General features: G+C 61.2%; 20 protein-coding genes. 4 read left to right on the top strand and 16 right to left on the bottom strand.

Translation table 11 applies throughout. The annotated features are described in order from the left end of the window. Position 1 precedes the first annotated feature (1 nt). The 4 genes from oppB to DKK66_RS06405 form a co-directional block, all read right to left on the bottom strand. On the bottom strand, positions 2-922 hold the full coding sequence (gene oppB / locus DKK66_RS06390; RefSeq protein ID WP_045846475.1) for an oligopeptide ABC transporter permease OppB: 921 nt from the start codon (positions 920-922) through the stop codon (positions 2-4). Positions 923-1,106: 184 nt separating this feature from the next. Beyond that, a complete protein-coding gene (locus DKK66_RS06395) occupies positions 1,107-2,726 on the bottom strand; it encodes a peptide ABC transporter substrate-binding protein (protein WP_131356384.1) in 1,620 nt (539 codons plus the stop codon). Between the two features lie 573 nt (positions 2,727-3,299). Beyond that, the gene (pyrC, locus tag DKK66_RS06400) at positions 3,300-4,334 is read right to left on the bottom strand and encodes a dihydroorotase (RefSeq protein ID WP_131356386.1); all 1,035 of its coding nucleotides are present in this window, start codon (positions 4,332-4,334) and stop codon (positions 3,300-3,302) included. Positions 4,335-4,392: 58 nt separating this feature from the next. Then, positions 4,393-4,623 carry a sulfurtransferase TusA family protein gene (locus DKK66_RS06405; protein ID WP_045846478.1) on the bottom strand — a complete coding sequence of 77 codons (231 nt, stop codon included), beginning with the start codon at positions 4,621-4,623 and terminating at the stop codon, positions 4,393-4,395. A 117-nt stretch (positions 4,624-4,740) separates the two neighbouring features. On the opposite strand from DKK66_RS06405, the gene DKK66_RS06410 reads away from it, so the two are divergent. From DKK66_RS06410 to DKK66_RS06425, 4 genes are all read left to right on the top strand, one after another. Continuing rightward, complete coding sequence (locus DKK66_RS06410; protein ID WP_131356389.1) at positions 4,741-5,520, top strand: NRDE family protein; 780 nt, start codon at positions 4,741-4,743, stop codon at positions 5,518-5,520. Positions 5,521-5,533: 13 nt separating this feature from the next. Then, positions 5,534-6,055: a CNP1-like family protein gene (locus tag DKK66_RS06415; RefSeq protein WP_165494113.1), complete on the top strand. Its 522-nt coding sequence runs from the start codon at positions 5,534-5,536 to the stop codon at positions 6,053-6,055. Between the two features lie 151 nt (positions 6,056-6,206). Further along, a complete protein-coding gene (locus DKK66_RS06420) occupies positions 6,207-7,121 on the top strand; it encodes a DMT family transporter (RefSeq protein ID WP_242673578.1) in 915 nt (304 codons plus the stop codon). Between the two features lie 26 nt (positions 7,122-7,147). After that, positions 7,148-7,546, top strand: coding sequence for a lysozyme inhibitor LprI family protein (locus tag DKK66_RS06425; RefSeq protein ID WP_207389856.1), 399 nt, complete (start codon positions 7,148-7,150; stop codon positions 7,544-7,546). A gap of 34 nt (positions 7,547-7,580) precedes the next feature. On the opposite strand, the gene moaC is transcribed toward DKK66_RS06425, so the two are convergent. The 12 genes from moaC to mraY all read right to left on the bottom strand — a co-directional run bounded on the left by moaC (position 7,581) and on the right by mraY (position 19,823). Then, complete coding sequence (gene moaC / locus DKK66_RS06430) at positions 7,581-8,060, bottom strand: cyclic pyranopterin monophosphate synthase MoaC (RefSeq protein ID WP_131356395.1); 480 nt, start codon at positions 8,058-8,060, stop codon at positions 7,581-7,583. A gap of 62 nt (positions 8,061-8,122) precedes the next feature. Continuing rightward, positions 8,123-8,302, bottom strand: a complete 180-nt coding sequence (locus tag DKK66_RS06435) for a hypothetical protein (RefSeq protein WP_045846484.1) — start codon at positions 8,300-8,302, stop codon at positions 8,123-8,125. 2 nt (positions 8,303-8,304) lie between these two features. Then, positions 8,305-9,216, bottom strand: coding sequence for a UDP-3-O-acyl-N-acetylglucosamine deacetylase (gene lpxC, locus DKK66_RS06440; protein WP_062788799.1), 912 nt, complete (start codon positions 9,214-9,216; stop codon positions 8,305-8,307). 117 nt (positions 9,217-9,333) lie between these two features. Continuing rightward, positions 9,334-10,518: a cell division protein FtsZ gene (gene ftsZ / locus DKK66_RS06445; protein ID WP_045846485.1), complete on the bottom strand. Its 1,185-nt coding sequence runs from the start codon at positions 10,516-10,518 to the stop codon at positions 9,334-9,336. Positions 10,519-10,613: 95 nt separating this feature from the next. Further along, the gene (ftsA, locus tag DKK66_RS06450; protein ID WP_218645090.1) at positions 10,614-11,825 is read right to left on the bottom strand and encodes a cell division protein FtsA; all 1,212 of its coding nucleotides are present in this window, start codon (positions 11,823-11,825) and stop codon (positions 10,614-10,616) included. Positions 11,826-11,871: 46 nt separating this feature from the next. Beyond that, positions 11,872-12,597, bottom strand: coding sequence for a cell division protein FtsQ/DivIB (locus tag DKK66_RS06455; protein WP_131356398.1), 726 nt, complete (start codon positions 12,595-12,597; stop codon positions 11,872-11,874). Next, positions 12,587-13,498, bottom strand: a complete 912-nt coding sequence (locus tag DKK66_RS06460) for a D-alanine--D-alanine ligase (RefSeq protein WP_062788738.1) — start codon at positions 13,496-13,498, stop codon at positions 12,587-12,589. The genes DKK66_RS06455 and DKK66_RS06460 overlap by 11 nt, the downstream gene beginning before the upstream one ends. A 53-nt stretch (positions 13,499-13,551) precedes the next feature. Further along, positions 13,552-14,946, bottom strand: a complete 1,395-nt coding sequence (gene murC, locus DKK66_RS06465) for a UDP-N-acetylmuramate--L-alanine ligase (RefSeq protein ID WP_131356402.1) — start codon at positions 14,944-14,946, stop codon at positions 13,552-13,554. Between the two features lie 39 nt (positions 14,947-14,985). Continuing rightward, positions 14,986-16,074 carry an undecaprenyldiphospho-muramoylpentapeptide beta-N-acetylglucosaminyltransferase gene (murG, locus tag DKK66_RS06470; RefSeq protein ID WP_131356404.1) on the bottom strand — a complete coding sequence of 363 codons (1,089 nt, stop codon included), beginning with the start codon at positions 16,072-16,074 and terminating at the stop codon, positions 14,986-14,988. A 120-nt stretch (positions 16,075-16,194) separates the two neighbouring features. Beyond that, positions 16,195-17,352 (bottom strand): putative lipid II flippase FtsW, encoded by a 1,158-nt coding sequence (gene ftsW, locus DKK66_RS06475; RefSeq protein WP_045846490.1) that lies wholly within the window; start codon positions 17,350-17,352, stop codon positions 16,195-16,197. Beyond that, positions 17,349-18,725 (bottom strand): UDP-N-acetylmuramoyl-L-alanine--D-glutamate ligase, encoded by a 1,377-nt coding sequence (gene murD, locus DKK66_RS06480; protein ID WP_131356407.1) that lies wholly within the window; start codon positions 18,723-18,725, stop codon positions 17,349-17,351. Before murD ends, ftsW begins: the two co-directional genes overlap by 4 nt. Positions 18,726-18,737: 12 nt before the next feature. Next, a complete protein-coding gene (mraY, locus tag DKK66_RS06485) occupies positions 18,738-19,823 on the bottom strand; it encodes a phospho-N-acetylmuramoyl-pentapeptide-transferase (protein ID WP_131356410.1) in 1,086 nt (361 codons plus the stop codon).

A 19,823-nucleotide genomic window follows, 5' to 3' on the forward strand; every position in this document is an offset into this window, starting at 1 on the left:
CTCAGTAGCGAATCTTCGGGTCCAGCAGCGCATAGGCCAGATCCACGAGCAGGTTGAGAACAACGGTAATCACCGTCACCAGCACCACCAGGCCAAGCACCAGCGTGTAGTCGCGGTTGGCGGCACCATTGACGATGAGCTTGCCAAGGCCGGGCAGGCCGAACACGGTTTCGGTCACCACTGCAGCGGTGATGGAGGAAATGGCCAGCGGGCCGATTACCGACACCACCGGCATCAAGGCCGGCTTGAGCGCATGACGCAGCACGATGGTGCGCATGGGCAAGCCCTTGGCGCGGGCGGTACGGATGAAGTTGCTGCCCAGCACCTCGATCATGCTGCCGCGCATCACGCGGCCGATGGTGGAAATGTTGATGAACACCAGCAGGGCCATCGGCAGCACCATGTAGCGCAGCGAGAAATCATCCCAGCCGCCAGCGGGCAGCCATTCCAGGCCGATGGCAAACACCATCACCAGCACCGGGCCCAGCACGAAGGACGGAAAGGCACCGCCGATATTGCCCAGCAGCATCACCAGATAGTCGATGATGCTGTTCTGGCGCAGCGCGGCCACAATGCCCAGCGCCACGCCGATGAACAGGGAAATCACGATGGCACCGCCACCGATGGCGGCAGACACCGGCAGGGCCTTGCCCACCAGATCGTTCACGCTCCAGTCGGCATAGCGGAAGGAAGCACCCAGATCACCCTGCAACAGGCTCTTGATGTAATACAGGTATTGCTGCCACAGCGGCAGGTCGAGATGGTATTTGGCCTGCAGATTGGCCAGCACGGCAGCAGACACCTTGCGTTCCCCGTCAAACGGGCCGCCCGGGGTCAGGTGCAGCAGCAGATAGCAAACGGTAATGACGGCCAGCAGTGTGGGAATGGTCGCCAGCACGCGTCGGAAAGTATAGGACCACATGGGGATACTCCAGCCAGGCTCGTCCGCCAGCGCAGCACACGTCTTGTGAACATGGCTGTACGGCAAGGCGCGCCGGCATGATGCGCTACATCACAAGCCGGATGTCCGTCTGGCGGACATCCGGCCTCTGTTCAACCGGGGGCCGCAGCCCCCTCCTCTTGCATCACTCAGTCAAGCGCAAGGCTCAGTGCTGGATGATGTAGAGGTCCTTGCCGCGGTAGCGGTCCATCGGGTTCTTGCCGTAGCCACCCACATAGGACTTCACCAGACGCGGTGCGGTGTATTGCAGCAGCGGGATCATCGGATAGTCATCCATGATCATCTTCACAGCCTGGGTGAACAGTTGCTTGCGCTTGGCCTGATCGGTGGTATCGCTACCCTGCTTGATCAGTGCTTCGGCCTTGGCATTGCAGTTCTTGTTGTCGTTCTGGTCGTTGTCACACTGCACCAGCGCGAGGAAGGTGGTGGCGTCGTTGTAGTCAGCCACCCAGCCGTTACGGGCGATCTGGTAATCGGCATCGTGACGCTTCTTCAGCAACACCTTGAATTCCAGGCTTTCCAGCTCGGTATTCAGACCCAGCTTGGATTTCCATTCGGAAGCGGCAAAGATGGCCATCTTCTTGTGGTAGTCACTGGTGTTGTAGGCAAACTTCAGCTTGGTGCCAGGCTGTACACCGGCCTGGGCCAGCAGCTTCTTGGCCTCTTCCACCCGCTTGGCCATCGGCCATTTTGCCCAGTCGTAGCTGGTGACATCGGCACCGGCAGTACCGGCCACGATGGCGCTGTAGGCCGGAGCCTGACCGTCGGCAGTCACTTTCTTGGCCAGGATGTCACGGTCGATCACCATGGACAGTGCCTTGCGCACGCGCACGTCTTTGAGCAGCGGGTCCTTGTTGTTCAGCGAGTAGTAACGCAGGCCCAGGAAAGGCGCATTGCGGATTTCCTTCGGATACTGGGTCTTGTACTTGTCGTAAGTGCCGGACGGCAGTTCCAGTACCCAGTCGTTTTCGCCGGATTCATACAGCTTCACGTCGGCGTTGTGGTCTTCGATCGGCAGATAGGTGATCTTGCCCAGCTGCACGTTCTTCACGTCCCAGTACTGGGCGTTCTTTTCCACCACCACCTTGCTGTTGACCTGCCAGTCCTTCAGCGCAAAAGCGCCGTTGGATACCATCTTGCCCGGCTTGGTCCAGTCCTTGCCGAACTTGTCGATGGTGGCCTTGGGCAGCGGAGCCAGCTGGGTATTGGCTACCAGCGACGGCATGAACGGTACCGGGTACGGGGTTTGTACTTCCAGCGTGTACTTGTCCACGGCCTTCACGCCCAGCGCAGAAGCGGGCTTCTTGCCTTCGGTGATTTCCTTGCCGTTGAGGATGAAGATGCCGTAGGTAGAGGCATAGGGAGATGCAGTCTTGGGCTCGACAAAACGCTGCCAGCCATAGACGAAATCGCTCGCGGTCACCGCGGAACCATCCGACCACTTGGCATTCTTGCGCAGCTTGAATACCCAGGTGGTGGGGCTGGTCTGCTTCCAGGACTCGGCCACACCCGGCACAACCTTGCCAAAGCTGTCGGTGGCGGTGAGGCCTTCAAACAGGTCGGCGGTAATGGTGTTGGCCGGAACCGATTCGGCCAGTACCGGGTCCAGCGACTCGGGCTCGGAACCGGTGTTGCGGGTGAGTTCCTGTTTGGCAGCCAGTTTGACACCAGCCGGTACCTGCGCGGCCAGCGCCAGGCCAGAGCAAGCAGCCAGCGCCAGTGCCACTGCGGATGCGGTAATACGGAGCGATTTATTGTGATGCATTCGCCTATTCTCCTGTTCTGTAGAGCCCCGCTTATTGCGGGTGCGCAAATTCTTATATCCGAATTTTGTTCGGAACTATCTGTTTAACTATCCGAAACGGACGGGAAATTATGCGCCAGCGCTTTTGCAATTCTCAAGCCTCACCAGAAACAATATGACAATCGTTTTGCAAAATCCGTGTCATTTCAACGACTAGGCCTTAATTTCCAGCATTTTTTCGCAATATTTCCGCAGTAACAGCAACTATTCTCACCCAGCCCATGAGTAATGGTATTGGCAGGTATTAATATCTTGCATGCATGGCTTATTTAACAGGCAGTCCAGCCACCCTCCCCGCGCCAATATGGGCGATTTAGCCATCCGGCATTAATTGCCTGCGTATGCAGGCCGTGCCGTCACGGGTAGTCAGCGGCGTAATAAGCCGCAACGCCTTTAAATACGGGGCTTTCATTACAGCCTGTAAATAGGGCCAGTCTTTGCTCAGAGACGGACGGATTGCCCGACAACCCGGCAATACCAATAAAAAAGCTCCCTTGCGGGAGCTTTTTCGACTCTGGCCAAGCGGGACTGACTTCAGTCCTGCATGCGCCAGTGGATGGCCTCGCCGGCACGCAGCGGCACCAGCACATCGTCGCCATAGGCCAGCTCGGTCGGCACGGTCCAGCTTTCCTTCACCAGGGTAATGGTGTCGGCATTGGGGGCCAGGCCATAGAAGGCCGGGCCGTTCAGGCTGGCAAAGGCTTCCAGCTTGTCCAGCGCGCCGGCCACTTCGAAGGCTTCGGCATACAGCTCGATGGCGGCATTGGCGGTGTACATGCCGGCACAGCCGCAGGAAGCTTCCTTGGCGTGACGGGCATGCGGTGCGCTGTCGGTGCCAAGGAAGAACTTGGCCGAACCAGAGGTGGCCGCGGCGACCAGCGCCTGGCGGTGCAGCTCGCGCTTGAGTACCGGCAGACAGTAATGATGCGGTCGAATACCGCCAACAAAGATGGCGTTACGGTTCATCAGCAGATGATGCGCGGTGATGGTGGCGGCAATATTGTCCGGCGCGCTGGCCACATATTCGGCGGCATCCTTGGTGGTGATGTGTTCGAACACCACGCGCAGGGACGGCAGGCGGGCCAGCAGCGGCTGGAAGACCTGTTCGATGAACACGGCTTCGCGGTCGAAGATGTCGATGGCGGAGTCCGTCACTTCACCATGCACCAGCAGCGGCATGCCGCATTCGGCCATGGCTTCCAGCGCCGGCATGGCTTTATCGATGCTGCTGACACCAAAGTCGGAATTGGTGGTGGCACCGGCCGGATACAGCTTGATGCCATGCACGAAACCGCTGGCGCGCGCCTTGCGCACTTCTTCGGCACTGGTGTTGTCGGTGAGGTAAAGCGTCATCAGCGGTTCGAAGCAGCTGCCAGCCGGCAGTGCGGCCAGAATGCGCTCACGGTAGGCGGCGGCAGCTTCCACCGTGGTCACCGGCGGTTTCAGGTTCGGCATGATGATGGCACGGCCCATCTGGCGGGCGGTGTCGGGCAGTACGGCAGCCAGGGCTGCGCCATCGCGCAGGTGCAGGTGCCAGTCGTCGGGGCGGATCAGGGTCAGTGTCGTCATGCGCTCGGGCTCTATGTCGGGTCTATGTCTGGGCTGGCAGTATCGGTTGCGGTCAGGCTTACTTGCGACGCAGCACCATGCGGAACTTGCCTTCCGCCGTGGTGGTGGACTCCAGCAGGGCATTGCCGGTCTGGCGGCAAAAAGCCTCGAAATCCTTGGGTGCACCGGCATCGGTGGCAATCACTTCCAGCACGGTACCGCTTGCCATATCGGCCAGCGCCTTCTTGGCGCGCAGGATGGGCAAGGGACAGTTGAGGCCGGACAGGTCAATCAGGCGGTCGGGAGTCATGGGGCGTGTCGCTCAGTCTTTACGTTACAATGCAGAGGTGAAGGCAGTATTCTACCGGCTATCCATCCGAGTAGTTTACGCCACCCGTCAAGCCCTTCCCAAATCGGAATGCCCGCCATGTGCGTGATTGCTTTTGCCTACAAGATGCCCGGCCTGGGCCAGCTGGTTTTGCTGGCCAACCGCGACGAATACTATGCCCGCCCGGCCGCAGCGCTGGACTGGTGGGAAGGCCATACCGATACCCTTGGCGGGCGCGACCTGCAAGCCGGTGGCAGCTGGCTGATGGTGGATGGCCGTGGCCGCTTTGCCGCGCTGACCAACTTCCGCGAAGGCTATGGCAAGAGCGGGGAACGCTCGCGCGGCGAGCTGGTCCAGCGCTTTGTCACCGGCGATGACGACCCGTTTGCCTTTGCCGACTGGCTGCGCGACAACCACCAGCACTATGCGCCGTTCAACCTGCTGTACGGCAAGGTGGACGACCTGTTCCACTTTCACAGTCGTGGCGCACGCATTGCCCGGGTGACACCCGGCATCCACACCCTGTCCAATGCCACGCTGGACACCCCGTGGTTCAAGAGCGAACGCCTGGCCGAACACTTGCGCGGCCTGCGCCGTCCGCCCGGCGAGGATGAAGCCTTTGCCTGGCTGGCCGATACCACCGCGGCCGGGCCGGGCCAGTTGCCCAACACCGGGGTGGGGCTGGCGCTGGAAAAGGTGTTGTCGCCGGTTTTTATTCAGGGCCGCGATTACGGCACCCGCGCATCGATGCTGCTCAACGTATCAGCCCGTGGTGATGTAAGCTTGTCCGAACTTACCTGGGGGTTGGCCGGCCGCGAAGCCGGTCGCCGCCGTTATACCATCCGGCCGGGGCAAATCCAGCACCCGGCCAAGCCTTGAGCAGGAGATGTGCGTGAATCTGTCCCGATTTGGTCTGGCCCTGGCCGGACTGCTGCTGGCGCTGGCGGCCCAGGCCAGCGAATACAACAAGGGCTTCAACAACACCAACTACGCGCTGGAAGACGTAAAGCCCTGGGAAGAAGGCAAATACAGCATTCCGGCTTACCCGGCTGCGCCAGACTGGATCGGTTTTTATGTCGGCCCGGAAGTGGCCAACAAATACTTTGCCGACAGCAAGAGCATGACGGTGGGTGAAGATGGCGTGGTACGGCTGATCCTGCGCGTGCAAAGCCCGGCCGGTGCCGAGAACCTCAGCGTGGAAGGCATCCAGTGCAGTGCCAATACCTACCGTAGCTATGCTTTTGGCGACAGCATCAACAAACGCTGGATTGAATCCATGCGCGAGGAATGGCGCAAGATTGAATACGATGACAAGGCCCGCCGCGCCCTGCGCGAGGACCTGTGTGTAGAGAAGACTGCACCGAAATCTGCCGAACAGGCGGTCAAGCTGCTGCGTGCCGCGCCCTGGCGCTGAAGCAGCGGCGCTGAAAAGCTGACGCCCTGCCACAGGGCGATGCCTGGCTGTTGCGGCCTGTGTCGCCCTGCCTGCACCAGCGCGGTGCATTCGTCATGACAAGCAAGTGAAATTGCGGTATCAATAAGGCTTTCCCCCATCTGGCCGTATTGTGTCTTCACCTGCCCCCTCCCCGCGCAGCGCCCTGGCGCTGGCCCAGTTCAAGATCCTGCTTTCCGCACTCGGTTTTGGCAGTATGGCCATTCTGGCGCGCTTTGCCTACGCCGATGGCGTGTCCACGCCCAGCCTGCTGTTCCTGCGCTTTTTCCTGGCTGGCATCCTGCTGCTGCCCTGGGTGTTATGGAAGAAGCTGCCGTGGCCACGCGGCCGGGCACTGCTGGTGCTGATCGCCATGGGCAGCATGGGCTATGCCGGCATGGCCGCCTGTTATTTTTCCGGCCTGCACTATGCCAGCGCCGGCACCATCGCCCTGCTGCTCTACCTGTTTCCTGCCATCGTGCTGGTGCTGTCCACCCTGTTGCTGGGCGAACGCTTTAGCAGCAGACGCCTGCTGGCGCTGGCACTGGCGCTGGGCGGGCTGGTGATCACCATCGGTCTGGAACTCTCCGCCCAACCGCTGGGACTGCTGCTGGGTCTGGGTTCGGCCATCATCTATTCGCTGTACATCCTGGCCGGCAGCCGTTACACCAGCGAGTGTGATCCGCTGACGTCCTCTTGCGTGGTGGTGTTTTCCGCTGCCAGTTGCTACGGGGTGTATCTGGCCAGTACCGGTTTTCACGGCCCGACCAGCGTGCACGGCTGGCTGTCGGTATTGGGCATTGCCTGCTTTGGCACAGTGGCAGCACTGGCACTGTTCCTGTCCGGACTGGCCCAAACCGGTGCCACCCAGGCCTCGCTGATTTCCACCGCCGAACCGGTGGTCACCATCCTGCTGGCCTGGCTGTTACTGGGCGAACCGCTGGGCTGGAGCCAGGTGCTGGGTGGCGGGCTGATTCTGGCAGCGGTGGTGTTGATCAGCCGCGAAGCGCGGCCGGAGCAGGTGCAACTGACCGAGCTGCATGACTGAAACCGGGCGATACAAAGGGAACATCAATGAAATACGGTCTGACCGGCCTGCTGCTGGCAGGGCTGTGCAGCAGCATGGCGCTGGCTGCCAGCGACAGCTGCCAGAATGCCATGACGCAGACGGACATGAATGTCTGCGCGGCCAAGGCGCATGACCTGGCGGATACACAGCTGAACAGCCTCTACAAACAGTACCGCCAGCGCCTGGCTGCCGACGACCAGCAACGGCTGACTGTTGCCCAGCGTGCCTGGATAGGCTACCGGGATGCTGCTTGTCGTTTTGAAACCGCCCAGGTCAGTGGTGGCAGCATCTTCCCGACCATCTGGTTGCAATGCCTGACCGGCAAGACGGAGAACCGCATCAAGGAGCTGCAAAAACTGATGCAATGCAAGGAAGGCGACCTGGACTGCCCGTCATTGCAATAAGTCGCTACACGGCATGGCGGAAAATGCCGGTGGCTCAGGCACCTGCCTTCCAGTGCCCGCTCTTGCCGCCTTCTTTTTCCTGCAACTGCACGGCAGATATCACCATGCCACGGTCCACCGCCTTGCACATGTCGTAAATGGTGAGCAGGCCGACGCTGGCTGCGGTAAGGGCTTCCATTTCCACACCGGTCTGGCCGCTGCACTCGGCAGTCACGGTAATACCGACACTGCTGGCGGCTTCGTCCAGCGCAAATTCAACAGCCACGCGGGTGAGCGCGATGGGGTGACAGAGCGGAATCAGGTCGGCAGTGCGTTTGGAAGCCATGATGGCGGCGATGCGGGCAATGCCCAGCACGTCGCCCTTTTTATGATTGCCATCGCGGATCAGGGCCAGGGTGGCAGGCAGCATGCGGATACTGCCCTGCGCCACCGCACGGCGACGGGTGACCTTTTTGTCACCCACGTCCACCATGTGGGCCTGGCCACTGGCGTCGAAATGAGTCAATCCGGACATCAAAACCTCCAGCAAGCGGCAGCACTGACTGCCATCTGATTTGAATGGCTGGCAGTGTGCGGCTATCGGATCAATTTGCCAATCAGCCAGAAGAGGGAGAGCAGCAGTCCCAGGCCGCCCGTCCATTTGCACAGCCGCAGGCTGAGCTGGAGGTAGCGCGGATTGCGGGTGAGCGCATAGCAGATGGCCGCCCAGCCAAACGCAAGGATGATGACAATCGCCCACAACCGCCACCACAGCATGCTTACACCGCCTCGGGCAGACGATGGAAGCTGGACGGGGCGTCCAGCGGGTCGACAAAGCTGGCGTATTCCCAGGCATCCGGGGTTTCCAGCAGTTTGCGCAGCAGCTTGTTGTTCATCGCATGGCCGGATTTATGGCCGGAGAAGGCGGCAATCAGCGGGTGGCCAACAATGTAGAGGTCGCCGATGGCGTCCAGAATCTTGTGACGCACGAATTCATCGGGGAAGCGCAGGCCTTCCGGATTGAGCACGTATTCATCATCAATCACGATGGCGTTATCCAGGCTGCCGCCCAAGCCCAGTCCATGCTGGCGCATGTATTCCACTTCATGCATGAAGCCGAAGGTGCGGGCGCGGCTGATTTCATCCAGATAAGAGCTGCTGGCAAAGTCGATTTCGACTTTTTGCGGTGCCAGATTGAAAGCCGGGTGATTGAATTCGATGGACAGGGTGATCTTGAAGCCGTCCAGCGGGTCCAGCCTGACCCATTTGTCGCCTTCGACGATTTCCACCGGCTGTTTCACCCGGATGAAGCGTTTGGGCACGGACTGCTCGACCACACCAGCACTTTGCAGCAGGTAAATGAAGGGGGCGGCGGAGCCATCCATGATGGGGATTTCCGCCGCCGTCACCTCGACGACAAGGTTGTCGATGCCAAAGCCGGCAAAGGCTGACATCAAATGCTCGATCGTGCCGACACGCACGCCGGTGTCTGTCACCAGCGTGGAGGAGAGGCGCGTGTCGTTGACGAGCGCAGGCTCGACTTTCACATCCACCGGCTCGGGCAAGTCGGTTCGGCGAAAGACGATGCCGGTGTCGGGCGCTGCCGGCAGCAGGGTGAGTTTCACCCGCTCGCCAGAATGCAAGCCGACACCTGTGGCGCTGATCGCTTGTTTTAGCGTGCGCTGGAATATCATGTGAAGCTCTCAGGCAATCGGGAAAACCCGATTCTAGCACAGGCTTTCGCCATGCTTTATTGATTGCTCGTCACACGTTAATAGTATTTAACTATTTATCCTGGCAGACCTTTCTTAATCTGCCTGCTTGCGCAGGAAGGCCGGAATGTCATAGCTGTCGCTCACTTCCGGGTTGGAGAAGTCGGTGGACGGCGCAGCGCGGCGACGGCCCTGACGCATGATGGCCGGGGTATCGAAATCGTCGTAGTTGATGACTTCCACCGCACGGTCGTCGGTGCCGGTCTTGACGATCTTGATGTACTCCGGACGCTCTTCGCGTACCGGCTTTTGCTGACCCAGGCCGGTGGCAATCAGGGTGACACGGATGGTGTCTTCCGGCATTTCTTCCACTTCGGCGGTACCGAACTTGATCTGTGCATCTTCGTCGGCGTACTGACGGATGATGCCCATGATTTCGCGGTATTCGCTCATCTTCAGGCAGCCCGGTGCGGTGGAAATGTTCACCAGCACGCCACGTGCGCCTTCCAGGGTGATGTTGTCCAGCAGCGGGCTGGCCACGGCTTGCTCGGCGGCCACGCGGGCACGGTCGATGCCGGAGGCGTAGGCAGAACCCATCATCGCCAGGCCCATTTCACCCATCACGGTGCGTACGTCGGCAAAGTCGACGTTGATCAGGCCGGGGCAGGTAATCACTTCGGCGATACCGGCCACTGCGCCCTTGAGCACGTCGTCGGCAGCACGGAAGGCTTCACGCATGGTCACGTCGTCGCCCAGTACTTCCATCAGCTTTTCGTTGGGGATGACGATCAGCGAGTCAACATGCTTTTTCAGGTCTTCGATACCGCTCTGGGCCACTTTCAGGCGCTTGCCTTCGTGCTCGAACGGGCGGGTGACCACACCTACGGTCAGGATGCCCAGTTCCTTGGCCACTTCAGCCACCACCGGGGCTGCACCGGTACCGGTACCACCACCCATGCCGGCAGTCACGAATACCATGTTGGCGCCACGCAGGGCGTCGGCAATGCGCTCGCGGTCTTCCAGCGCGGCGCTGCGGCCCACTTCCGGGTTGGCACCGGCACCCAGACCACGGGTCAGGTTGTTACCCAGTTGCAGTTTCTGCGGCGACTTGTTGCGCTGCAGGGATTGCGCGTCGGTATTGGCGCAGATGAATTCAACGCCATGCACATGGCTGCTGATCATGTTGTCGATGGCATTGCAACCGCCGCCACCTACACCGATCACTTTGATCACAGCCGCGTTGGCGGTCTCTTGCATTACTTCAAAAACCATTCCGCTCATTTGCCTCTCCTCAAGTTTAAGATGAGCTTGCATTCCACTATTTACTGCTGCCCGAAAAACAAAAATCACAGCAGCGGCCACCCGGCCGCCGTTGCTTAGAAATTACCGGCGAACCAGGCCTTCATGCGGCCAAACAGCTGGCCCACACCCGCGCTTTCCACTTTGGGTCCGCTATGGGTCTGGATCTGGTCCTTGCCGTACAACAACAGGCCTACACCGGTCGAGAAACGTGGCGTCTTCACCACCTCGGCCAGGCCGCCTACATACTTGGGCACGCCCACGCGTACCGGCATGTGGAACACTTCTTCTGCCAGTTCCACCATGCCCGGCATCAGGCTGGCACCGCCGGTCAGCACGATGCCGGAGGACAGCAGGTCCTCGAAGCCGCTGCGGCGCAGCTCCTGCTGTACCAGCTGGAACAGCTCTTCCACCCGTGGTTCCACCACTTCGGCCAGCGTGGCGCGCGACATCTGGCGCGGCCCGCGCTCGCCCACACCCGGTACTTCGATCATCTGGCCCGGATCGGCCATGCTCACCAGTGCCACGGCATGCTGGATCTTGATGTCTTCCGCTTCCTTGGTAGGCGTGCGCAGCGCCATGGCGATGTCGTTGGTGATCTGGTCACCGGCAATCGGAATCACCGCGGTATGACGGATGGCACCGTTGGCATACACGGCGATGTCGGTGGTGCCGCCACCGATGTCGATCAGGCATACGCCCAGGTCTTTTTCGTCTTCCGACAGCACGGCAATGGCCGAGGCCATCGGTTGCAGTACCAGGTCGGACACTTCCAGACCGCAGCGACGCACGCATTTGGTGACGTTTTGCGCGGCAGACACCGCGCCGCTGACGATGTGTACCTTGGCTTCCAGGCGCACACCGCTCATGCCCAGCGGTTCGCGCACGCCTTCCTGGCCGTCGATGCTGTATTCCTGGGTGAGGATGTGCAGCACCTGGTGGTCCGGCGGGATGGTGACGGCGCGTGCGGTTTCAATCACGCGGTCGATGTCCATCTGGGTGACTTCGCGGTCCTTGATGGCCACCATACCGTGCGAGTTGATGCTCTTGATGTGCGAACCGGCAATTCCGGCAAACACCTCGTGAATCTTGCAGTCGGCCATCAGTTCGGCCTCCTCCAGTGCACGCTGGATGGCCTGCACGGTGGATTCGATATTCACCACCATGCCGCGCTTCAGACCACGTGACGGGGTCTGGCCCATGCCGATGATGTTGAGCTGGCCGTCATCCAGGACCTCCGCGACAATCGCCACGATCTTGGACGTTCCGATGTCCAGGCCGACCAGCATGTTCTTGCTTTCCTTAGGTTTGCTCACCTGTCGCTCCAGCTAGGTATTACTTTTTCACTTGTGCCGGCGGCGCCTTGTAATCAGGCATCCGCACAGCAAATCCATTGGGGTAGCGCATGTCCACGTAATCGATGTGGTACGGCAGCGCTGCCAGTTCGTTTTTCCAGTACAGGGCGAATCGCTCCACCCGCAAATCCACATCGCCCCGGCCCAGGTCCAGCTTGATGCCGTTATCCAGGTCCACTTGCCAGGCCCGACGCGGTGACAGCCAGATTTCCTGCGGGGCCAGCCCCGTCGGTTTCAGTCCCTGACGCAAACGCGCCAGCATGGCTGTCATGTCCTTTTCTGCCCCTGCCGGGCCATGAAACACCGGCAGTTGCTGGTCGCTGGCGGCGTCGAAGCGGTCGCCGTGGCTGTCCACCAGCCCGTTTTCGCCCCAGCGCGCCTGCGCCACATGTTCTTCCACTGCAATTTCCAGTGCATCCGGCCAACGCCGGCGCACCTGTGCATCCCGCACCCAGGGCAGCTTGCCAAACGCCGCCCGGGTCTTGTCGATGTCCAGCGTGAAGAAAGTACCCGTCAGCTCGTGCTCGGCAATGAAGCGCAGCTGTTCCGGCGTCACTCTTTTCATCTGTCCCTGGATCTGGATTTTCTTCACCGGAAACACCGGTGCGTGTGTCACCCAGAATCCACCTGCATACAACAGCATCAGCAGCGAGGCACCCAGCAGGAAATTGGCCAGGCCTTTCAGCAGCTGATGGTTATCCCACATGCACCATATCCAGCACGTTCAGGCACAGGTCCTCATAGCTGATGCCCTGGGCGCGCGCGGCCATCGGCACCAGGCTGTGGCTGGTCATGCCCGGATTGGTGTTCACTTCCAGCAGATAAATGCCACCTGCTTCATCCATCAGGAAATCCACCCGGCCCCAGCCCTGACCGCCCAATACCTGGAAGGCTTGCAGGCACAGTGCGCGGGCGCGCTGTTCCACTTCTTCGCTCAGGCCGGACGGGCAGCGGTATACCGTGTCGTCGCGGAAATACTTGGCCTGGTAGTCGTAATACTCGGTGGCCGGTTCGATCTTGATGGTGGGATAGGCCTGGCCATCAATCACGGCACAGGTGTATTCGCCACCACCGACAAAACGCTCGGCCAGCACCAGCGGGTCGTACTTGCGGGCTTCCGCAAACGCTGCTTTCAGTTCGCCCGGCTGCTTGACCTTGGTCACGCCAATGCTGGAGCCTTCGGTCGCCGGCTTCACGAACAGCGGCAGGCCCAGTCGTGCTTCCACGGCGGCAAAGTCGCTGTTTTCGTCCAGCAGTTCGAACTCCGGAATCGGCAGGCCGGCACCGCGCCACAACAGCTTGGTACGCCATTTGTCCATGCAGATGGCCGAAGCCATCACGCCGCAGCCGGTATACGGAATACCCAGTGTTTCCAGTGCACCTTGCAAGGTGCCGTCTTCGCCAAACGGGCCGTGCAGGATGATGAACACACGCTCGAAGCCTTCTTCTTTCAGCGCTGCCAGCGGTTTTTCGGCCGGGTCGAAGGCATGGGCGTCCACACCGCGCGAACGCAGCGCGTTCAATACGCCGTTGCCGCTCATCAGCGAGATTTCACGCTCGGCGGAGCTGCCACCCATCATCACTGCCACTTTGCCGTACTGCTTCATTTCTCTTCCTTACTGGGAGAGCCTGTCCCCTCCCGCCAAAATTCGCCTGCCGCTTACAGCTTGCCGGCCACCAGCTTGCCCGGCACCGCACCGATGGAACCGGCACCCATGGTGATCACCACATCGCCATCGCGGGCGATGTCCATGATGGTGCGCGGCATGTCGGCAATCTGCTCGACAAACAGCGGCTCCACCTTGCCCGACACGCGCACCGCGCGGGCCAGTGCACGGCCATCGGCGGCCACGATGGGCGCTTCACCGGCGGCGTACACTTCGGACAGCAGCAGCGCATCCACGCCGTTCAGCACTTTGACAAAATCTTCAAACAGATCGCGGGTACGGCTGTAACGGTGCGGCTGGAAAGCCAGCACCAGCCGCTTGTCCGGGAAGGCACCGCGTACTGCGGACAGCGTGGCGGCCATTTCCACCGGGTGGTGGCCGTAGTCGTCCACCAGGGTGAAGCTGCCACCGGCAGGCAGGGCGACTTCGCCATAACGCTGGAAGCGACGGCCCACGCCGGCAAACTCGGCCAGACCACGCTGGATGGACGGAATATCCGCACCGCATTCCAGCCCGATGGCAATGGCCGACAAGGCATTCAGCACGTTGTGACGGCCCGGCAGGTTGAGCACCACCGGGAAACGCTGTTGGCTGCCGTTGTTGACCACCACGTCAAAATGCATCTGGCCACCGGCCGCAACCACGTTGTCGGCATAGATGTCGGCAGAGTCATCCAGACCGTAAGTGGTGACCGGCTTGGTGATGCGGCTGCGGATTTCACGCACGTTCGGGTCATCCACGCACAGCACGGCACGGCCATAGAACGGCAGGCGGTGCAGGAAGTCGACAAAAGCCTGTTTGAGCTTGTCGAAGCTGTGGTCGTAGGTGTCCATGTGGTCGGCGTCGATATTGGTGACCACCGCCATCACTGGCGTCAGGTGCAGGAAGGATGCGTCCGATTCGTCGGCCTCGGCCACCAGGAACTCACCGGAACCCAGCTTGGCATTGGTGCCAGCCGCGGTCAGCTTGCCGCCGATCACGAAAGTCGGGTCCAGCCCGGCTGCCGCCAGCACCGATGCCGTCAGGCTGGTGGTGGTGGTTTTGCCGTGGGTACCAGCAATGGCAATACCCTGCTTGAAGCGCATCAGCTCGGCCAGCATCATGGCGCGCGGAATCACCGGGATGCGGCGCTCGCGGGCGCGCAGGACTTCCGGGTTGTCTGCCTTCACTGCGGTGGAAGTCACCACCACATCGGCACCTTCCATATAGGTTGCATCATGGCCAAAGAACACGCGTGCGCCCTGGCTTGCCAGGCGCTGGGTGGCGGCACCATCGGCCATGTCCGAACCGGACACGGTGTAGCCCAGGTTCAGCAGAACCTCGGCGATGCCGCACATGCCGACACCACCGATGCCGACGAAGTGAATGTGTTTGACCCTGTGTTTCATGTTCTTTCTCGTTGCTTCCGGCCGCTTGTGGCTGCCGTATTACTGTTCGTCCGCCAGCGCCTGGCACAGATCGGCCACCCGGGCAGCTGCGCCGGGCCGGGCCAATGCATGGGCATGGCTGGCAAGTTCCAGCAGACGGGGCCGGTCAAGACCAGCCAGAACGTCTGCCAGCTTTTGTGCTGTCATTTCCTGCTGCGGCAAATGGATGGCCGCGCCTTCCGCTGCCATCCACTTGGCGTTGTCACGCTGGTGCGCGGTGGTGGACACCACCAACGGCACCAGAATGCTGGCCACGCCAGCTGCGCACAGCTCGCTTACCGTAATGGCACCGGCGCGGCAGATGATCAGGTCGCAGTCGGCCAGGCGGCTGGGCATGTCATCGATAAACGGCAACAGCGTCACATCCTGCTCCAGCCCGGCGGCACGATAGGCTGTCTGCACCTCGGCAAAGTTCGCCTCCCCGGTCTGATGGGTCAGCTGCGGCCGCTTGTCCTCTGGCAGCAGTGCCAGCGCCTGCGGCAGGGTCTGATTCAACACCCGCGCACCCAGGCTGCCACCCACGATCAGCACCCGTAGCGGGCCGCTGCGTCCGGCCATACGCTGTGCCGGAGCCGGCAGGGCTTCGATTTCCTGGCGTACCGGGTTACCCGTTACCAGCGCCTTGGGTCCGCTCTTGGCTGCACTGCCGTCAAAACCACACACCAGCTTGCGGGCAAACGGCAGTAAGGCCTTGTTGCTCAACAGCAGGCTGGCATCGGCATTCACCAGTACCAGCGGCTTCCACAGCAGGCCGCTCATCACGCCACCGGGCAGGCAGACATAGCCGCCCATGCCCAATACCACATCCGGGCGATGACGCAGCAACAGCTGCGCCGAACGCACGAACGCGCCGCACAGCTGCAGCACGCCCTTGAGCGAGCCGATCAGGCCCTTGCCGCGCACACCATGGAATGCAAGGCGCTCCAGCGGAATACCGGTGGGCGGCACCAGCTTGTTTTCCATGCCGCGCTCGGTACCCAGCCACACCACTTTCCAGCCGCGCGCTTGCAGCGCTTTGGCCACGGCAAGGCCGGGGACAATGTGTCCGCCCGTACCTGCTGCCATTACCATGACCGTTCTGTTCGTCATCTTCATCAAACCTTGTAACCGCGCATGATGCGCTGATTTTTGCTTCGTCCTGCAGCCTCGCAGAAACCGCCACCACCCGGCTTGCGCCCTTACGCGCCTGTCGGCGCTTATCCTGCGCGACTACACTTTGTAGCCGCGCATGATGCGGCGGTTTTCATAATCAACCCGCAGCAGCACGGCCATGGCGATGAGGTTCATCAGCATGGCCGAACCACCAAACGACATCAGCGGCAGGGTCAGGCCCTTGGTGGGCAGCAAGCCCATGTTCACGCCGATATTGAAAAACACCTGAATACCCAGCCAGATGCCCATGCCCTGCGCCACCAGCGCCTGGAAGAACCGTTCCAGCTTTTTCGATTCCACGCCGATGTGAAACGCACGCCGCACCACCCAGGCATACAGGCCGATCACCACGCAGATGCCGACAAAGCCGAACTCTTCCGAAATCACCGCCATGATGAAGTCGGTATGGGCCTCGGGCAGGTAGAACAGCTTTTCAATGCTGGAGCCCAGCCCCACGCCATACCACTCACCCCGGCCAATGGCGATCAGCGAGTGCGACAGCTGGTAGCCCTTGCCATACGGGTCGTCCCACGGATCCATGAAGCCCAGTACCCGCTTGAGCCGGTATGGCGAGGAGATGATCAGCAGCACGATGGCCACCGCCGCCATCACCGCGAGGCCCGAGAAAATGCGCATATTGATGCCGCCGAGGAACAGCACGCCCATGGCAATGGACATCACCACCATCAAGGCACCGAAGTCCGGCTCGCGCAGCAACAGGAAGGCCACCATCACCATGGCGGCAAACATCGGGGCAAAGCCTTCTTTCAGGCTGTGCAGCTTGTGGGTTTTGCGCACGGTGTAATCGGCGGCGTAAATCACCGTGGCGAACTTCATGATTTCCGACGGCTGCAAGTTGAGCACGAACAGGTTGATCCAGCGGCGCGAACCGTTCACCACCCGGCCGATACCGGGAATCAGCACCAGCACCAGCAGCACGATGCCCAGCAGGAACAACTTGCCGGCGTATTTCTGCCAGATGCGGGTAGGTACCTGGAACATCACGTAGGATGCGGAAAGGCCGATCACCATGAAAATGATGTGGCGGATCAGGTAGAAATAACGGTTCTGCGTGGCAACATCGGCCTCGGCATAGGCAATCGACGCCGAATACACCATCACCAGGCTGATGGACAGCAGCAGGGCCAGGGCCCAGGCCAATGCCTCGTCAAACGGTTTGATGGCGGTGTAGCGGCGCGCCGAGTGCACGATCATGGCTGCCCCTTTCCGGTCGCGGCCTTGATCTGTGCCACGGTGTCGATAAACACCTGGGCGCGATGGGCGTAGTTGCGGAACATGTCCAGGCTGGCGCAGGCAGGCGACAGCAGCACCACATCACCCGGCTGAGCCAGTTCAGCGGCGGCGCGGGTGGCTTCTTCCAGCGTGGCGTAGTCGTGCAGCGCAACGCCGCTGTCGGCCAGTGCGGCACGGATGCGACCAGCATCGCGGCCAATCAGCAATACGGCGCGGGCAATGCGCTGGCAAGCCGGTGCCAGCGGGCTGAAATCCTGGCCCTTGCCATCGCCACCGGCAATCAGCACCACCTTGCGGGTCATGCCATTGAGGGCGGCCTCGGTAGCGCCGACATTGGTGCCTTTGGAATCGTCAATCCAGGCGATGCCGTCAAATTCGTCCACCAGCTCCACGCGGTGGGCCAGGCCCTCAAAGCTTTGCAAGCCTTGCAGCAGGGCAGTGCGGTCCAGTCCGATGCTGTCGCACAAGGCCAGTGCGGCCAGGGCGTTGGCGGCATTGTGCAGGCCTTGCAGTTGCAGGCTGGCTTGTGGCAGCACGGCCTCGCCCTGTGCGCTGAGCCAGTATTGACCGTCTTGCTGGATCAGGCTGTATTCCACCGGCTGCTTGAGCGAGAACCACTTCACCACATGACCGGGGCGCACCATGGCCGGGGCCAGGATGTCGTCGCGGTTCAGCACCTGCACACCCTGGCCGTTAAACACGGCCGTCTTGGCGTGGGCGTAGTCCAGCAGGTCGTTGTAGCGGTCCAGATGGTCTTCGGAAATATTCAGCACCGTGGCGGCATCGGCCGCGAGGCTGTACGTGGTTTCCAGCTGGAAGCTGGACAGCTCCAGCACCCACACGTCCGGCTGCTTGCCGGACTGTTCGCGTTCCAGCAGGGCTTCCAGTACCGCCAGGCCGATATTGCCGGCCACGATGGTATCCAGCCCGGCCTGCTGGCACAGATGGCCGACCAGACTGGTGACGGTGGTCTTGCCATTGGAACCGGTAATGGCAATCACCTTGCTGCCATTACCCTTGATGGCGCGGGCCAGCAATTCCACATCGCCCACCACTTCGCCACCGGCGCGACGGAAAGCATCCACCGCCGGGTTTTTCAGCGGCACGCCGGGGCTGAGCACCAGCATGTCGAAACCGGCAAAGGTGCTGGCATCGAATGCGCCGGCGCGCAGTTCGGCATCCGGCACATGGCGCTGCAGTTCGGCCACGCGCTCGGGCGCGGGCTTGCTGTCGGCCACCACCACGCGTGCGCCGTGGGCAGCCAGATAGCGCGCGGCAGCCAGCCCCGAGCCTCCCAGCCCCACTACCGCGATGTGTCGATCAGCAAAGTTCATGAGCCCTAATCCTTAACGCAATTTCAGTGAAGCCAGGCCAGCGAGCACCAGCATCATGGTGACAATCCAGAAGCGCACCACCACCTGGGTTTCCTTCCAGCCCTTCAATTCGTAGTGGTGATGCAGCGGTGCCATGCGGAACACGCGCTTGCCGGTCAGCTTGAACGAAGCCACCTGGATCATCACCGACAGTGCTTCCATCACGAACAGACCGCCCATGATGAACAGCACGATTTCCTGACGCACGATCACCGCCACGGTGCCCAGTGCCGCGCCCAGCGCCAGTGCGCCGACATCGCCCATGAACACCTGTGCCGGATAGGCGTTGAACCACAAGAAGCCCAGGCAAGCCCCGCAGATGGCGGCACAGAACACCACGACCTCATGTGCACCGGGAATGAAGGGCAGGCCCAGATATTTGGAAAACACCACGTGACCGGCCACGTAAGCGAAGATGGACAGGCCGGAGGCCACCATCACCACCGGCAGCGCCGCCAGGCCATCGAGACCGTCGGTCAGATTGACCGCATTGGAGGTGCCGACAATCACCAGATAGGTCAGCACGCAGAAGCCGACCACGCCCAGCGGGTAGGCTACGGTCTTGAAGAAGGGCACGATGAACTCGGTGGAGGCCGGCAGCTTGGCGGTGGCAATCAGGAAAATACCCGCCGCAATGGCGATGGTGGATTGCCATACCATCTTGAATTTGGCCGACACGCCTTTCGGGTCCTTGTACACCACCTTGCGCCAGTCGTCGTAAAAGCCCAGCGCACCGGTGCCCAGCATCACACCCAGCAGCAGCCAGACATATTTGTTGGACAGGTCAGCCCACAACAGGGTGGTGATGGTGATGGACAGCATGATCAGCGAACCGCCCATGGTCGGCGTACCGGCCTTGACCAGATGGCTTTGCGGACCGTCGTTGCGCACGGCCTGGCCGACTTTCAGCTCGGTCAGTTTGCGGATGACCCACGGCCCCATCAGCAGCGAGATGGTCAGCGAGGTGAGCGCAGCCATCACCGCACGCAGGGTGACGTAGTAGACAACGTTGAAAGTCCGGATATGAGAACCCAGCAGATCGGCTAGCCAGAGCAGCAC

The organism is Aquitalea sp. USM4, assembly GCF_004328945.1.
Taxonomy (GTDB): Bacteria; Pseudomonadota; Gammaproteobacteria; order Burkholderiales; family Chromobacteriaceae; genus Aquitalea; species Aquitalea pelogenes.

Bases quoted from the DNA above. Each gene is read 5' to 3' on its own strand.
- DKK66_RS06455 (WP_131356398.1), bottom strand. From the start codon at position 12,597: ATGTGGGATAACCATCAGCTGCTGAAAGGCCTGGCCAATTTCCTGCTG.
- DKK66_RS06425 (WP_207389856.1), top strand. From the start codon at position 7,148: ATGAAATACGGTCTGACCGGCCTGCTGCTGGCAGGGCTGTGCAGCAGC.
- DKK66_RS06410 (WP_131356389.1), top strand. From the start codon at position 4,741: ATGTGCGTGATTGCTTTTGCCTACAAGATGCCCGGCCTGGGCCAGCTG.
- murG (WP_131356404.1), bottom strand. From the start codon at position 16,074: ATGACGAACAGAACGGTCATGGTAATGGCAGCAGGTACGGGCGGACAC.
- DKK66_RS06460 (WP_062788738.1), bottom strand. From the start codon at position 13,498: ATGAAGCAGTACGGCAAAGTGGCAGTGATGATGGGTGGCAGCTCCGCC.
- ftsZ (WP_045846485.1), bottom strand. From the start codon at position 10,518: ATGAGCGGAATGGTTTTTGAAGTAATGCAAGAGACCGCCAACGCGGCT.
- ftsW (WP_045846490.1), bottom strand. From the start codon at position 17,352: ATGATCGTGCACTCGGCGCGCCGCTACACCGCCATCAAACCGTTTGAC.
- murC (WP_131356402.1), bottom strand. From the start codon at position 14,946: ATGAAACACAGGGTCAAACACATTCACTTCGTCGGCATCGGTGGTGTC.
- DKK66_RS06435 (WP_045846484.1), bottom strand. From the start codon at position 8,302: ATGCTGTGGTGGCGGTTGTGGGCGATTGTCATCATCCTTGCGTTTGGC.
- moaC (WP_131356395.1), bottom strand. From the start codon at position 8,060: ATGTCCGGATTGACTCATTTCGACGCCAGTGGCCAGGCCCACATGGTG.
- oppB (WP_045846475.1), bottom strand. From the start codon at position 922: ATGTGGTCCTATACTTTCCGACGCGTGCTGGCGACCATTCCCACACTG.
- murD (WP_131356407.1), bottom strand. From the start codon at position 18,725: ATGAACTTTGCTGATCGACACATCGCGGTAGTGGGGCTGGGAGGCTCG.
- ftsA (WP_218645090.1), bottom strand. From the start codon at position 11,825: ATGCTGGTCGGCCTGGACATCGGAACGTCCAAGATCGTGGCGATTGTC.
- DKK66_RS06405 (WP_045846478.1), bottom strand. From the start codon at position 4,623: ATGACTCCCGACCGCCTGATTGACCTGTCCGGCCTCAACTGTCCCTTG.
- DKK66_RS06395 (WP_131356384.1), bottom strand. From the start codon at position 2,726: ATGCATCACAATAAATCGCTCCGTATTACCGCATCCGCAGTGGCACTG.
- pyrC (WP_131356386.1), bottom strand. From the start codon at position 4,334: ATGACGACACTGACCCTGATCCGCCCCGACGACTGGCACCTGCACCTG.